We start from the raw sequence: 13432 nt of genomic DNA, 5'->3' as shown, positions 1-13432 counted from the left end.
TAGAAGTAATTCTTCTACAGAGTGTAGAACACATCGTCGCTTCCCCGTAACCCAGACTCCCACGGCACGTCACGGCCTGCAATGGAACAAAGGCCCTCTCCCGCCACCCCGGGTCGGCGGCGCGACACGCCGGGCGGCCGTGTTCTACTTCATGTAGAAAGAATGCGCAAAACGCGGTAAATTTGTAAACGAAGTATTCACACACACCGCCCCGGCAGGCACCAGCAGTTTCCCAGCATGACGCCGGCGCGGCAGGCATAGAAGGATGTACGCAATGGCAAGTCTCGGTGAACTGGAACGGGCAGTGATGGACCTGCTCTGGGCAGGCCAAGAAGCTGCGACAGCCAACACTCTGCGGGACCTCCTCGCACAAAGCACCCAGCCCCAGGACGGCAGCGCCGGACACGTGGGCAAAGACCTCGCGGTCACCACGGTGCTGACCGTACTCTCGCGCCTTGAGCGGAAGGGTCTGGTGGAACGCGAACGCGGCACCCGCCCTCACCGCTACCAGGCCGTCTCGAGCCGTGCGGACCACACCGCGGAACTCATGCACGAGGTCCTCGGCTCCGCTCCGGACCGCGAAGCCGTCCTGGCCCGGTTCATTGGTTCCGTCACGGATAACGAGGCAGAAACCCTGCGCAAGCTTTTGGGCCGCAGCTAGCGCCCGATGTTCTGGACCTCATATTTTCTGGCGGTCCTGGCGATAGCATTGGCGTGGCCGGTGCCTGTCCTCCTCTCCCGTGCCCAGTGGCCGGCCCGCTCCCCCTTCACGGCGATGCTGTTGTGGCAGGCGATCGCGCTGGCCGGTGGCCTGTCCATGATCGGCGCCATGCTGGTTTACGGGCTCGAGCCGGTCGGGGACAACCTGCTCTCCGGCCTGCGGGCGCTGGCTGGCATGGTCTTCCACAATGCCCCCACCACGGAACTGGGTTTCTGGCACATCTTTGCGCTCTCGGCCGCGGCCCTGCTGACGGCGCACCTGGTATTTACCCTGCTGCTGACCTACTACAAGATCCAGCGCCAGCGCCGCCGCCACCGCGAGCTGCTGGACCTCCTGGCGTCTCCGTCCTCCGACGGCCCGGGGACGATGGTCCTGAACGTGGACTCGCCGGTGGCGTACTGCCTGCCCGGCGGCGCACGGTCCGTGACGGTTCTCTCCGACGGCCTCATGGCCGCCCTGGAGCCCGATGAGTTGCGTGCCGTGCTAATTCACGAGAACGCCCACCTGAGCCAGCGCCACCACCTCCTGCTGTGGGCCTTCGCCGCGTGGCGCCAGGCGCTGCCGTGGCTGCCCACCACCCGGCTGGCGCAGGAGTCGGTCAACTCCCTGATCGAGATGCTGGCCGACGACGTCGCGCTCAAGACGGAGAGCAAGGCGACCCTGATCAGGGCGATTGCCATTGTGGCCAGCGGGTCCCCGGCCACCCCCGCGGTGCGCCTGGCGTTCGGCGAGCCCGGCGTGGCCGACGGCGACCCCAGCCAGCCCGGCGCCACCGGAGGCAGCGGCTCGGCGGGCACGACGGCGTCACGCGTCAGCCGCCTGCTCTCGCCGCAGCCGCCGTTGTCGGAACCGCTGCGCGCCGCTGTCCTGGCCTGCTGTGTGCTGCTCCTGGCAGTGCCGACGGCCCTGCTGCTGGTCCCCGGCCTGCTCGGCTAAGTCCGTTCTTCCGGCCAGCCCGTCCCCGCCGGCGGAACGTCAGGCGTCGATGCGCTCCCGGTCCAGATTGGCGGCGCCTGCAATGATGAAGTCTTTGCGCGGCGCCACGTCCGAGCCCATGAGGAGGTCGAAAGTCTCTTCGGCCTGCTTGGCGTTCTCGATCCCGACCTTGCGGAGCGTCCGGTGTCGCGGGTCCATGGTGGTTTCGGCCAGCTGTTCGGCATCCATTTCGCCCAGCCCCTTGTACCGCTGGATCGGCTCCTTGTAGCGCTTGCCCTCTTTGGCGAGCCGCGCCAGCAGGACATGGAGCTCAGCCTCGGAGTAGGTGTAGATCATCTCGTTGGCCTTCTGGCCGGCGTTGACGACCTCCACCCGGTGCAGCGGCGGGACGGCGGCGAAGACGCGCCCCTCGTCGATCATCGGACGCATGTAGCGGAAGAAGAGCGTCAGGAGCAGGGTCCGGATGTGGGCGCCGTCGACGTCGGCGTCGGTCATCAGGATCACTTTGCCGTACCGGGCGGCGCTGATGTCGAACGTGCGGCCGGAACCGGCCCCCACCACCTGGATCAGGGCAGCGCACTCGGCGTTGGAGAGCATGTCCCCCACCGAGGCTTTCTGGACGTTGAGGATTTTGCCGCGGATCGGCAGGAGCGCCTGGAAGTCGGAGGACCGCGCCAGCTTGGCGGTGCCGAGCGCGGAGTCACCTTCGACGATGAACAGTTCGGAGCGTCCGACGTCGTCGGTACGGCAGTCGGCCAGCTTGGTGGGCATGGAGGAGGTTTCCAGCGCATTCTTGCGGCGCTGGGTTTCCTTGTGGACGCGCGCCGAGATGCGGGACTTCATCTCGCTGACGATCTTTTCCAGCAGCAGCGCGGACTGGGCCTTGTCGTTGCGGTTGGCGGAGGTCAGCTTCGCGGTGATCTCCTGTTCCACCACCTTGGCCACAATGGCCCGGACGGCGGAGGTGCCCAGGATTTCCTTAGTCTGGCCCTCGAACTGCGGTTCGGCCAGCCGGACGGTCAGGACCGCGGTCAGGCCGGCGAAGATGTCGTCCTTTTCAATCTTGTCGTTGCCGGCCTTGAGCTTGCGGGCATTGGTCTCCACGGCCTTGCGGAAGGTCTTGAGCAGGGCCTGCTCGAAGCCGGACTGGTGGGTGCCGCCCTTGGGCGTGGAAATGATGTTGACGAAGGTCCGGACCGTGCTGTCGTAGCCAATCCCCCAGCGCAGCGCGACGTCGACCTCACAGTCGCGTTCGACCTCCGCGAGCTGGCTGTGGCCCTTTTCGTCGAGGACGGGGACGGTTTCCTTGAATTTCCCGGCACCGTGGAGGCGCCAGATATCCGTGACGGCGGGGTCGGCGGCGAGGAAGTCGACAAATTCGGAGATGCCGCCGTCGTGGTGGAAGACCTCTTCATGCGGGCCCGATTCTCCGGGCGTGCCGGCAATCCTGCGTTCATCCCGGACCGTGAGCTTCAGTCCGGGGACCAGGAACGAGGTCTGGCGGGCACGCGCGGCGAGGTCATCGTAGGAGAATTTGGCGTCGGGCGTGAATATCTGCCGGTCCGCCCAGTAGCGGATCCGGGTTCCGGTCACGCCGCGCTTGGCCTTGCCCACGACATCGAGCACAGAGCCGTCGATGAAGGGTTCGAACAGGGTCGCGGGGTCCGGCTTGGTGCCCGGATCCTTGAACCGGCCCGGTTCCCCCCGGCGGAAGGACATCTTGTACGTCTTGCCGCCTCGGTCCACTTCGACGTCGAGGCGGGCCGAGAGCGCGTTGACCACCGAGGCGCCCACGCCATGCAAGCCGCCGGAAGCGGTGTAGGAGCCGCCGCCGAACTTTCCGCCGGCGTGCAGTTTGGTGAAGACGACTTCGACGCCGGTCAGCCCGGTTTTCGGTTCGACGTCCACGGGGATGCCGCGGCCGTCGTCGTGGATCTCGACTGAGTTGTCCGCGTGGAGGATGATCTTGATGTCGTGGCCGAAGCCGGCGAGGGCCTCGTCGACGGAGTTGTCGATGATTTCCCAGAGGCAGTGCATGAGGCCGCGGGAGTCCGTGGAGCCGATGTACATGCCCGGGCGCTTACGGACGGCCTCGAGGCCCTCCAGCACGGAGAGGTGCCGGGCGGTGTAATCAGAACTGGGTGCCACGGGTCGTGAACTCCTTAAAGGATCGGGACAGCCACCGCAGCGTGCGCAGGCGGCAGTCACAGAATTTGACGCACTTCCTAGGTTAGTCGGACTCCGGGTGATCGACGGTCTGCCACTCCCCGCGGGGGCTCTCCGGCCACCCGCCGTTACTGAGACGTGATACGCGGACAGCGAAAGTAGGCCATCCGTGCCATGGTTTGGCCACGAATGCTGGTTATATAGGTATACCGATCTACTAAGGAGGCCGAACATGACAACAGCAGTTGCGGACCGCACACTGACCGCCGCAGACCGGTGCGATCGTTGCGGAGCACAGGCATATGTCCGAGTTGTTCTCGGTGCCTCCGGCGGTGAGCTTCTTTTCTGCGGCCACCACGCACGCGCCGTAGAACCGACACTCAAGCCGCTCAGTTCAGACTGGCATGATGAGACTGACCGCCTTCACCAGAAGGCCCCGGTTCCGGTCGACTAGACCGCACCGGCTTCAGCCCGTCGCCCTACAGGGTTCCGGGCGACCTGAGACCACTGCATCAGGGCCCCTCCATACCGGAGGGGCCCTGATTCGTTAAGTGCTGTTTCGTCAGGTGCCGGTTCGGTTAAGTGCCGTGCACCCGGCTGCGGCGGCAAAAAGCAATGCGGGGTCCCTTCCTGCCCGTTCCTCCGGTGAGGACGGGCGGGAAGAGACCCCGCATTGCTGAGAACCTTTACCCGGTCTGCGACCAGTGGCGCTTAGTCCAGGTAGTCGCGCAGGACCTGTGAGCGCGACGGGTGCCGCAGCTTGGACATGGTCTTGGATTCGATCTGGCGGATGCGCTCACGTGTCACACCGTAGACCTTGCCGATTTCGTCTAAAGTCTTCGGCTGGCCGTCGGTAAGGCCGAAGCGCATCGCTACCACGCCGGCTTCGCGCTCGGAGAGCGTATCCAGCACCGAGTGCAGCTGTTCCTGCAGCAGGGTGAAGCTCACGGCATCCGCGGGAACCACGGCTTCGGAGTCCTCGATGAGGTCGCCGAATTCGGAGTCGCCGTCCTCGCCAAGCGGGGTGTGCAGCGAGATGGGCTCGCGGCCGTACTTCTGGACCTCCACGACCTTTTCCGGGGTCATGTCGAGTTCGAGGGCCAGCTCCTCCGGGGTGGGTTCGCGACCGAGGTCCTGCAGCATCTGGCGCTGGACGCGGGCCAGCTTGTTGATGACTTCCACCATGTGCACCGGGATGCGGATGGTGCGGGCCTGGTCAGCCATGGCGCGGGTGATCGCCTGGCGGATCCACCAGGTGGCGTAGGTGGAGAATTTGAAGCCCTTGGTGTAGTCGAATTTCTCCACCGCACGGATCAGGCCCAGGTTGCCTTCCTGGATCAGGTCCAGGAACAGCATGCCGCGCCCGGTGTAGCGCTTGGCCAGCGAGACGACGAGGCGGAGGTTGGCCTCCAGCAGGTGGTTCTTGGCCCGCTTGCCGTCGTGGATGACGAATTCGAGCTCGCGCTTGAGTTTCGGGTCCATGGTGCCGTCGTCGGCTGCGATCTTTTCTTCAGCGAAGAGACCGGCCTCGATCCGCAGGGCCAGGTCTACTTCCTGTTCGGCATTCAGCAGGGCGACCTTGCCGATCTGCTTCAGGTAGTCCTTGACGGGGTCGGCGGTGGCGCCGGCAGACATAACCTGCTGCACCGGAGCGTCGTCGTCGTCGGCGTCGGAGTAGACGAAGCCGGAGCCGGTGGTGGCCGCGGCCTTGCCGGCGACTTCCTCGCCTTCTACTTCGTCGCCGAGCTCGGCGGCGTCGGGCGTGATGTCGTCGAGATCCTCTTCGGCGTCGACGTCATCGTCAGACGTACTGGCAGAGTTGCCGGCGGCTTCTGCCGCGGCTTTCGCGCCGGGCTTGGGCCCGCGCTTCTTGGGCTCAGGCTTGGCGACTCCGGTTACGGTGTCGCCACCCTCTGCGGAAGCGGCGTCCTTGACAGCCTTGTTGGCTGCGCGCGTGGCGGCGCGCTTGGCGTTGGTCGCCGCCTTCTTCTCCTCAGGGGACAATTCGGCCTGGTCGGCGGGTTCCTTCTTCGCGGAAGACGGGGTCACTGAAAACCTTTCTAGCTGCGGTCTGCGGAATCACCATACGGGCAACACCACTATGACCCTGTCAAGTCCGTGTTCAACATCAGGTGCAACCACGACCAGCAGAGCCACTTAGTAGAACTGCTGGCGCGGCCTTAATGTTCCCTGTTTCCAAGGAACATTTAGGGCACTTGATACACGGACCCAACCGGGTCTCGGCAACCATTGTCTCACGGTTTTCAGGCCGGGTGCCTTTCGCGACGCCGGGTCGGCGATATCGCGGCGGCTTCGCCCGCCGCGTCAGGACCTCATGCCGCGTCCGGGGCAAACTTCTGCCAGGCCGCCTCCCGCCTGGCAGCCCAGCCGCAAAGGGTGCCGCGCCGGCCAAGCTCCGCCAGCAGTTCCGCGAGCCTGTACCCCGGGTGGCCCTGCAGGGCCTGCCGGTAGAGCGCGTCGGCGTAGGAGCCGCGGCCACGGCACCATTCGATCCAGCCCAGCGCCGTCACGGCGGCTGCCGTTGCCTCCCCGTCACCAAGACGGCCGAGCCGTTCCAGGACCCGCTCGAGCCCGCCCATCAGGGTCCAGTCCGGGACCGACGGCGCCAGTCCGAGCAGGACTTCCCCGTAACCGGGAACAGCCCCGGCAGCAGGCACGGCGCCGGCGGCGGACCCGCCGCTGCCGGGTGCCACCGGCAGAGGCGTCCGCGGAGCGGACTTGGTGCGGGAAGTGCGGCCGGACATTGGACCCGGCAGGGGGCTGGGCGTCGGTCCGAGCCATGAGGCGGGCGTGTTATCGGGGAAAGCGGCGGACCCGGGGTCCGGGTCGAAGATACCGAAGTCCTCGGCGCCGCGTTCGGCCGCGGACCGTCCGGCGGCCGCCATCACCAGGACCGCGTCCCGCCACGACGGAATGCACAGGCTGGCCCGCAGGTAGCCGGCGAGTTCCGGTGAGAGCTGAAGCGGCCGGCCAATGGTCCAGGGATCGGGCGTCCCGGAGCCGGTGGTTCCGGCATCGGTCCCGGAGCCGGTGGTTCCGGCGTCGGTCCCGGCGTCGGTGGTTCCGGGGTCGGGGGTTCCGGGGTCTGGGACGGCACCCCTAGCCACGTCACCCGCGGTGGGGACAGGAAGGTGCTCCTGGCCAATGGCGGCCTGCATGGCCATCATCCAGACGTCGAGGACCTGGTCGAATTGGGCCCGGTCCCGCCGTCGAGGAGAGAATTGCTCCGCCCAGCCGCACTCGGCAAGGCTCACCGCGGGGTCCACCGGCAGCGGCGCCGGGGTGGTCCCCTGGGCGCCGGGGACCGCGCCGACGCTGCTGCCGCGGTAGACCATCTCGGCGTTGAGCCTGCTGTTCCTGATCTGTTCGACCGGACGGCCGGGCATCCCACAGCATTCCGGATCGCTGCAGTCTGCGTTGCGCCAGAACTCAGTACCGATAATCCAGGCGTCCCTCACGGGCAATCCGGCTGCCTCAAGGGCAAGCTCGAGTTCTTTGAGCAGGTCCGCCCACGCATGGCCGTCGCCGGCGCTGTCCGTCTGCGTATCGGCGCCGGCCTCAGCGTCAGTGAAGAAGGCCAGCAGCGAACCGTCAGCCGCGTCGTCCGCCTGCAGATAGGCCACGACATTCCGGGCAAAACCGGCCAGCATGTCCCTCCGGCCTGAGCCGTCTCCGGGCACGGGGAGGTCGACCCGCAAGGTGGCTCCGAGGCGTTTCCCCTGCAAGGTCATGGCCACGAGGCTGTCTTCCGGCCAGTAACCGAGGGAGTGCGGGATGAAGCCCAGAATGTCTTCGGGGCCGGTAATTCTCAGGTGATCGGGAGCTGTCATAAGTCCAGCTTCGCGGCGGCTGCGTCCCCGGCGACAGTACCGGGTTGCGCTATGTGGATAACCGCGACGAAGTCGGAACCACTATGGCGGAACCAGCGCCAACGGGCGGTGTCCTCCCCCCGCCCCCCCGAATGCTGACAGGACGCCGGCCTTTCGCCAAACCGCACTATTTCGATGCAGTGGCCTCCACCGTTGCCGCGTTCGCGTCCGCGGCGCGGCGAATCTCTTTGACCTTCGCGATCTGCGGGGCGAGTTCCTGCATGCGGGTTGTCAGGTATTTGTCCAGGACTTTGTCCAGGGCAGCGTGGAACCCGGTCTTGTCCCGGCAGACGGCGTCGGTCACGGCGATTCTGAACTCTTCCTGGCCGCCCGCAGTTTTACCGGCATCGGCGGCCTGCCCCGGGTTAGAAAACGAGGCGTAAGGGGTTTCCTTCATGCAGGCCGCCCAGTCAGCGACTGCTTTGGTAATGCCCGAGTCGCCGGAGGCGGACAGGGCGGCCGGGAAAAACCAGTTGGAGGCGATACCGGTGGCGAGCATGTAGTTTTCCGCGCTGCCGTAGATCTGTGTCATGGCTTCGCCGCGGCATCCGCCGGAGGACGTTCCCATACCGTCCACCGTGGTCATTGACGCGGTGTCCCCGGGCCCGGTGAGTGCCTTGGTGAAGGCTGGATTGGCGAAGAGTTTGCCGTCTGCGGACCCGGGAGCCGGCTCGTGAGGTCCCTGCGGTCGGGTGCTGGCGTAGCCGCTGGCTTTGGCGGCGTCGACCGTGAGCCGTTTGAATCCGATGGCTCCGTTGAGGTCCATAGTCGTCTCGGAGGCGGGCGGTGTGTAGTCGAAGCCGGCCTTGGCCATGCAGCGGCGGACAGCCTCCTGCATGCCCTTTTCGGCTATCGGATCTGTTGAGGCGTAGGCCTCTGCCTGGCGGATGATCCCTGGGACGGGCTCCGGGGACGCGGTGACCGACGCGGCCGGGATGGCGGCCGCGGCCAGGGCGGCGCCGGTGCCTACGATCAGCACGGCAGCGCCGAAGATCTTCTTTTTCATGGTGGCTCCTTCGGTTGTTTTGGGCAAAGCGGTGGCTGTCCTTCCCGTATTGGGACGGCGTCGGAGGGTGGGGCGGTGCTGTTGTGAGGGCTAGTTGAGGACGTTGTTTTCGTAAGCGAAGGCGACGAGCTGGATGCGGTTCTTCAGCTTCAGTTTCGCCAGGATGCTGCCGACGTGGGATTTCACAGTGGCTTCGCTGAGTACCAGTGAGGCCGCGATTTCGGCGTTTCCCAGCCCTTTGGCGGTAAGGAGAAACACGTCGCGCTCCCTTCCGGACAGGTCTGCCAGCGCGGCGTCGTTCCCGGAAGAGGGCGTGGTGTAGTCGCGTAGCAGTTCGTTGGTGATGGCCGGAGCGATGACTGAGTGCCCCGAGTGAACCGTTCGGATGGCGGCCAGCAGGAAGTCCGGTGTGGTGTCTTTGGTCAGGAAACCGGCGGCGCCGGCCTGGATGGCTCGGACGACGGCTTCGTCATGCTGGATCGTGGTCAGCACGATGATTTTGGTGGCAGTTCCAGTGGACTCTTCCAGGATCGTCCTTGTGGCCGTGATGCCGTCCATGACAGGCATGCGGATGTCCATGAGGAGCACATCAGGGGAGGTCTCCTGCACGAGTTCGACGGCGGCCTCTCCGTTGACGGCTTCGCCGACAAGGTCCATGTCCGCCTGGCTGCGCAGAATCATTTTGAGCCCGGCGCTGAACAGCGGCTGGTCATCGGCCAGGGCAATCCGGATCGGTGTGGTCGTCATGGTTGTGCTCCCTCCATTGAGCGCAGGCGGGGCCCGTTGGAGGCGGCCGCTGCCTGCTGCCTAGGTCCGGCCGACGGGAGGAAGGCCAGTACTTCGAAGGTCTCTTCGCCGCGGACTGTTTCCACCCATCCGCCGGCGGCTGCGGCGCGGGCTTTCATTCCTGCTATCCCGCGGCCCGATGGGGTGGCCTTTGTCGTCGCGGCCGGGCTGGTGATCAGCGAGGAGTTGATGCGGAGCTCAAGGGATCCTGCCGTCCACACCAGGTGCAGGTGCGTACCCTGGCTCCGGTCTCCGTGCTTGAAGGCGTTTGTGAGGCTTTCCTGCGCCAGGCGGTAGACCGATAGCTGCTGGGCGGCGGTCATGTCCCATGGCTGGCCCGTCGTTTCGATCGTGACCGCCATGCCGCTGGAGCTCAGACGGTCGGCAAGAATCACCAGGTCTTCAATTTTGTGAGTCGGTTGGTTGCTGAGCTCCGTGGAGAAGCCTTCGATGAGCCGGCGCGTTTCGACAAGGGCGGTCCTCGCCGATTCGGCGATGACCTTGGATGCTTCTTCCACGGTTTCCGGTTCTGTGCGGTGGATGAAGCGTATTCCGTCGGCCTGGGCCACGATGACTGTCAGTGAATGTGCCAGGACGTCGTGGAGCTCCCCGGCGATTCTGTTGCGTTCTTGTTCGATGGCGAGTTCGGTCGCGGTCTCCCGCAGCCGTGTTTCCGCCGCGAGCTGCGCCCTTCGGCTCCTCGAGGCGTTGTTTACTGCCACACCGACGGCCCAGGCGGCGAGGTTCAGGGCGGCGAAGGCTCCAAAGATCAGAAAGGCGTAGGTGAGGGTTCGCAGTAATTCCCTGCCGTAGATCGGGCTGGCGAAGATGATGTTGATCCAGGTCTGGTCGGTGAACCAGTTGACGGTGATGATGCCGGCAAATACGACAGCAGCAACGGGGAGGACCCACCGGTTCCGGGCTTTCCAGCCGATGACGGCGACAAAGATGACCACCGGAACGACAGCGTAGCTCAGCACGCCCGAGAGAAAGACCAACGGGAAAACTTTCAGGCTCTGCAGGGCCAAGGCGGCGAAAACCAGCCCCACGGCAGCGGCCGGCAGGACCTCGGCCACAGCGACGCCGGTCAGGAGCGCCAACAGAAGGGCGCTGTTCTGGTCGAAATGTCGCTCCTCCAGGATAAAGAGAGTCCCCAGAAGCAGCACGGACGTGGCCGGTGCCGCGAGGAGCCTCAGAGACTGGATCGGTTTGAACATGCCTTCACCCTAAGCTGGCGTCCACATCTCCCTCGCTCGTTCTGAGTTAGTTCAACCCCGATAATGAACAACTTCAGCCATACGGATGACCGATCAGCCCGGCCCACCACATATTCAGGGCGTGCGGCGGCGCTCCGCGACCAGCCTGCGCTGCTCGGCCAGGGACTTGAGCAGCGGCGGAACCATGACTCCCTGGGCCGCCATTTGGCGCCGGACCTTCCGCCGGGTCACCACGATGGCTCCTGCTCCCCCGGCCAGCAGCAGGAACTGCACGCTCAGGGCCACGCGGAACGGATCCAGGCCGTAGAGCTCCCCCTGCGAGAACCCGGTGGCATGCAGGACGTCGAGCACCAGCCCGATCAGGTAAATGGACACGAGCGCGGCGATGAAGCCGCCCACGTTGACGATCCCGGTGGCGGTGCCGAGCCGGTGGGCCGGGTTGAAGGTCCGGGCGAAATCGAAGCCGATCATGGAACCGGGGCCGCCGACGGCGAGGGTCACCACGAGCACGGCCAAGAGCCAGAGCGGCGCGCGTCCCGGCACCAGCAGAACTGCCGCCCAGGCGGCAGCGGTGCATCCGGAAATGAGCAGCACCATAGTGGAGCGCCGCAGCGGATGCCGGGCAACGAATCTGCCCATCAGCGGTCCGGCGGCGATGGCGCCGGCGACGTACAGCGCCATGAGGGCCGAGACCGTGCCGCGGTCCAGTCCCTCGGCGGAAATCAGGAAGGGGTAGCCCCACGTCATGGCAAAAACCGTGCCGCTGAACTGGACGGTGAAGTGGCTCCACAGCCCGAGCCGGGTCCCGGGTTGCCGCCAGGCGTGCGCCAGCGAGATGCCGGTGGCGCGCAGCCCTTGGGACTGTGCCGGTGGGGGGTGCCCGGGCGGAAGGTCCTGGAGCAGGATCAGGACCAGCACGACGGCGAGGCCGGACATCGCGGCGAGCGTCAGGAAGGCCGGGGTCCACCCCGCGGAGTGCAGGATCATGGCGAACGGCACCACGCTGAAGAGCTGGCCGAGCTGGCCGGACATGCCGGTCAGCTGCGTCAGGAGCGGGACGCGCCCCGGGGCGAACCAGAGCGGGATGAGCCGGATGACGGAAATAAACGTCATGGCGTCACCGGCGCCCACCAGGACGCGTCCCAGGACTCCGCCGGGTATGTTGTCGGCAAACGCCAGCTGAAGCTGGCCGAGTCCCATCAGGACACCACCGCCCGCCAGCATCGCGCGGGAGCCGAACCGGTCCACCAGAATGCCCACGGGAATCTGCAGCGCCGCATAAACCAGCAGCTGCAGCACGGTGAAGAAGGAGATCTCCGCGGCGCTGGCGTGGAAGCGTTCCGTTGCCTCCAGGCCGACCACCCCGAACGAGGTCCGTTGGCTGACCGCCACGAGATAGGCGAAGATCCCGACGATCCAGATCAGCCAGGCGCGGGGAGAGGTCACTCCCCCATTATGCCCGGTTCATGATAAATAGTATTTATTCGCCGGGTTCTTTACGGGCCAGGTACGCCTCGACGGCGGCACCAAGGGCGTCGGCATTGGGGAGCTGGTCGTTCTCATCAGCCAGCAGCGACCTCCGGACCGTCCCCTCGGCCTTTTCGTCGTACCGGGTCTCCAGCCGTGAGACCACCTGCTGGACCTCCTCGGATGCCTCGATCTGCTCGGCTATCTGCCGGCCCACCTCGCGTCCCGCCTCGCGCAAACGATCGGTCGGCAGCATGAGCGACGTTGCCGCGCCCAGGTACTCGAGCCCGGCCACGGCGGCCGTGGGGTACTCGGCTTCGGCCAGGTAGTGCGGCACATGGATCACATAGCCGGCGATGTTCCGGCCGGCCTCCGTCAGCCGCAGCTCGAGGATGTGGCCCACCGCGGCCGGCACCTCCACCGTGGGCTTCCAGACCGAGATTCCCTCGATCAGCTCCGGCCGGTTGCCGTGCACGGTCACACCGACCGGCCGGGTGTGGGGCACGGGCATCGGGATCGAATGGATCCAGGTGACGAGGTTGACGTCGAGCTCTTCGACGAGGCCGACGACGGCGCGAGCGAAGCGCTCCCATTGCAGGTCCGGCTCGAACCCCGCGAGGAGCAGGAACGGGCTGCCCAGTCCGTCGACCAGCCGGTAGAGCGCCAGGCTCGGTGCCTGGTAGTCCTGCAGGTGGTCCTCGACGAAGCTGACCTGCGGGCGCCGGGACCGGTAGTCGATCAGCTGGTCGGCGTCGAACTCGGCGATCATCTCGGTATCGAGCGTGTCCAGCAGTTCAGCGGTGATCTGCCGGACCACGTGGCCCGCGTCGGCGAAGCCGGTGAACCCCATGACGAGGTTGAGTCCGCGCAGTTCGGTGCTGGAGAACAGCGCGTCATCACGGATATAGAGCGACTGGGGATCCAGCAAAGAGCCGGAAATCCGTTCAATCACGGCGTGTTCCTTTCACGAGGGCGGCGGTGGGAGAAGCGGGGCGCAATCCGCCATTCGGGCGGTGCCTGGCAGAACGGCCAGTCAGGCGGATCCTGCCGGCCAGTCCCATGGAGCACTCACCGCTCCGCAGCGTCTCTACCAATACAACGCCCCGGCGCCCGGGCTAATTCCTGCCCGGGGTGTGCTCCAGCTCTCATTCGATTGAATTTCCGCACGGTCGAGAGACTACGATCGGTGATGGCCCTAGGGCTTGTTTTGCAGACACCGGGTTGCGTCCCAGACCGACGGCGC

11 protein-coding genes are annotated in these 13432 nt (G+C 66.0%); 3 read left to right on the top strand and 8 right to left on the bottom strand.

The genetic code is table 11. The features are described from left to right. Positions 1-274: 274 nt before the first annotated feature. Positions 275-661 (top strand): BlaI/MecI/CopY family transcriptional regulator, encoded by a 387-nt coding sequence (locus AC1DGD_RS19860; protein WP_018772400.1) that lies wholly within the window; start codon positions 275-277, stop codon positions 659-661. A 6-nt stretch (positions 662-667) separates the two neighbouring features. Then, positions 668-1657, top strand: coding sequence for a M56 family metallopeptidase (locus AC1DGD_RS19855; RefSeq protein ID WP_223917105.1), 990 nt, complete (start codon positions 668-670; stop codon positions 1655-1657). 39 nt (positions 1658-1696) lie between these two features. Here the strand turns inward: AC1DGD_RS19855 and AC1DGD_RS19850 are convergent, their stop codons facing one another. Next, entirely contained in the window at positions 1697-3805 is a 2109-nt protein-coding gene (locus AC1DGD_RS19850) for a DNA gyrase/topoisomerase IV subunit B (protein WP_018772397.1), read from the bottom strand. Positions 3806-4055: 250 nt separating this feature from the next. Here AC1DGD_RS19850 and AC1DGD_RS19845 point away from each other — a divergent pair, with 250 nt between their 5' ends. Beyond that, on the top strand, positions 4056-4277 hold the full coding sequence (locus AC1DGD_RS19845) for a DUF7455 domain-containing protein (protein ID WP_026266251.1): 222 nt from the start codon (positions 4056-4058) through the stop codon (positions 4275-4277). 257 nt (positions 4278-4534) lie between these two features. Here the strand turns inward: AC1DGD_RS19845 and AC1DGD_RS19840 are convergent, their stop codons facing one another. The 7 genes from AC1DGD_RS19840 to AC1DGD_RS19810 all read right to left on the bottom strand — a co-directional run bounded on the left by AC1DGD_RS19840 (position 4535) and on the right by AC1DGD_RS19810 (position 13141). After that, the gene (locus AC1DGD_RS19840) at positions 4535-5872 is read right to left on the bottom strand and encodes an RNA polymerase sigma factor (RefSeq protein ID WP_018772396.1); all 1338 of its coding nucleotides are present in this window, start codon (positions 5870-5872) and stop codon (positions 4535-4537) included. 284 nt (positions 5873-6156) lie between these two features. After that, positions 6157-7674 (bottom strand): DUF4192 family protein, encoded by a 1518-nt coding sequence (locus tag AC1DGD_RS19835; RefSeq protein ID WP_476857965.1) that lies wholly within the window; start codon positions 7672-7674, stop codon positions 6157-6159. A 166-nt stretch (positions 7675-7840) separates the two neighbouring features. After that, positions 7841-8719 carry a hypothetical protein gene (locus AC1DGD_RS19830; protein ID WP_476857964.1) on the bottom strand — a complete coding sequence of 293 codons (879 nt, stop codon included), beginning with the start codon at positions 8717-8719 and terminating at the stop codon, positions 7841-7843. Positions 8720-8809: 90 nt separating this feature from the next. After that, complete coding sequence (locus AC1DGD_RS19825) at positions 8810-9466, bottom strand: response regulator (protein ID WP_476857963.1); 657 nt, start codon at positions 9464-9466, stop codon at positions 8810-8812. Beyond that, entirely contained in the window at positions 9463-10722 is a 1260-nt protein-coding gene (locus AC1DGD_RS19820) for a sensor histidine kinase (protein WP_476857962.1), read from the bottom strand. Before AC1DGD_RS19820 ends, AC1DGD_RS19825 begins: the two co-directional genes overlap by 4 nt. Positions 10723-10836: 114 nt before the next feature. After that, positions 10837-12168 carry an MFS transporter gene (locus tag AC1DGD_RS19815; RefSeq protein WP_476857961.1) on the bottom strand — a complete coding sequence of 444 codons (1332 nt, stop codon included), beginning with the start codon at positions 12166-12168 and terminating at the stop codon, positions 10837-10839. Between the two features lie 34 nt (positions 12169-12202). After that, on the bottom strand, positions 12203-13141 hold the full coding sequence (locus AC1DGD_RS19810; protein ID WP_476850450.1) for a proteasome assembly chaperone family protein: 939 nt from the start codon (positions 13139-13141) through the stop codon (positions 12203-12205). Positions 13142-13432 lie beyond the last annotated feature (291 nt).

The sequence above is a fragment of the Arthrobacter sp. 05T45 genome (assembly GCF_056395875.1).
The sequence above is the reverse complement of the archived record's forward strand: the minus strand, read 5'-3'. Positions and strand labels throughout refer to the sequence as shown.

What these genes read in the sequence shown, in the direction of transcription:
- AC1DGD_RS19855 (WP_223917105.1), top strand. Translation starts at nt 668, where the DNA reads ATGTTCTGGACCTCATATTTTCTGGCGGTCCTGGCGATAGCATTGGCG.
- AC1DGD_RS19845 (WP_026266251.1), top strand. Translation starts at nt 4,056, where the DNA reads ATGACAACAGCAGTTGCGGACCGCACACTGACCGCCGCAGACCGGTGC.
- AC1DGD_RS19820 (WP_476857962.1), bottom strand. Translation starts at nt 10,722, where the DNA reads ATGTTCAAACCGATCCAGTCTCTGAGGCTCCTCGCGGCACCGGCCACG.
- AC1DGD_RS19860 (WP_018772400.1), top strand. Translation starts at nt 275, where the DNA reads ATGGCAAGTCTCGGTGAACTGGAACGGGCAGTGATGGACCTGCTCTGG.
- AC1DGD_RS19830 (WP_476857964.1), bottom strand. Translation starts at nt 8,719, where the DNA reads ATGAAAAAGAAGATCTTCGGCGCTGCCGTGCTGATCGTAGGCACCGGC.
- AC1DGD_RS19835 (WP_476857965.1), bottom strand. Translation starts at nt 7,674, where the DNA reads ATGACAGCTCCCGATCACCTGAGAATTACCGGCCCCGAAGACATTCTG.
- AC1DGD_RS19825 (WP_476857963.1), bottom strand. Translation starts at nt 9,466, where the DNA reads ATGACGACCACACCGATCCGGATTGCCCTGGCCGATGACCAGCCGCTG.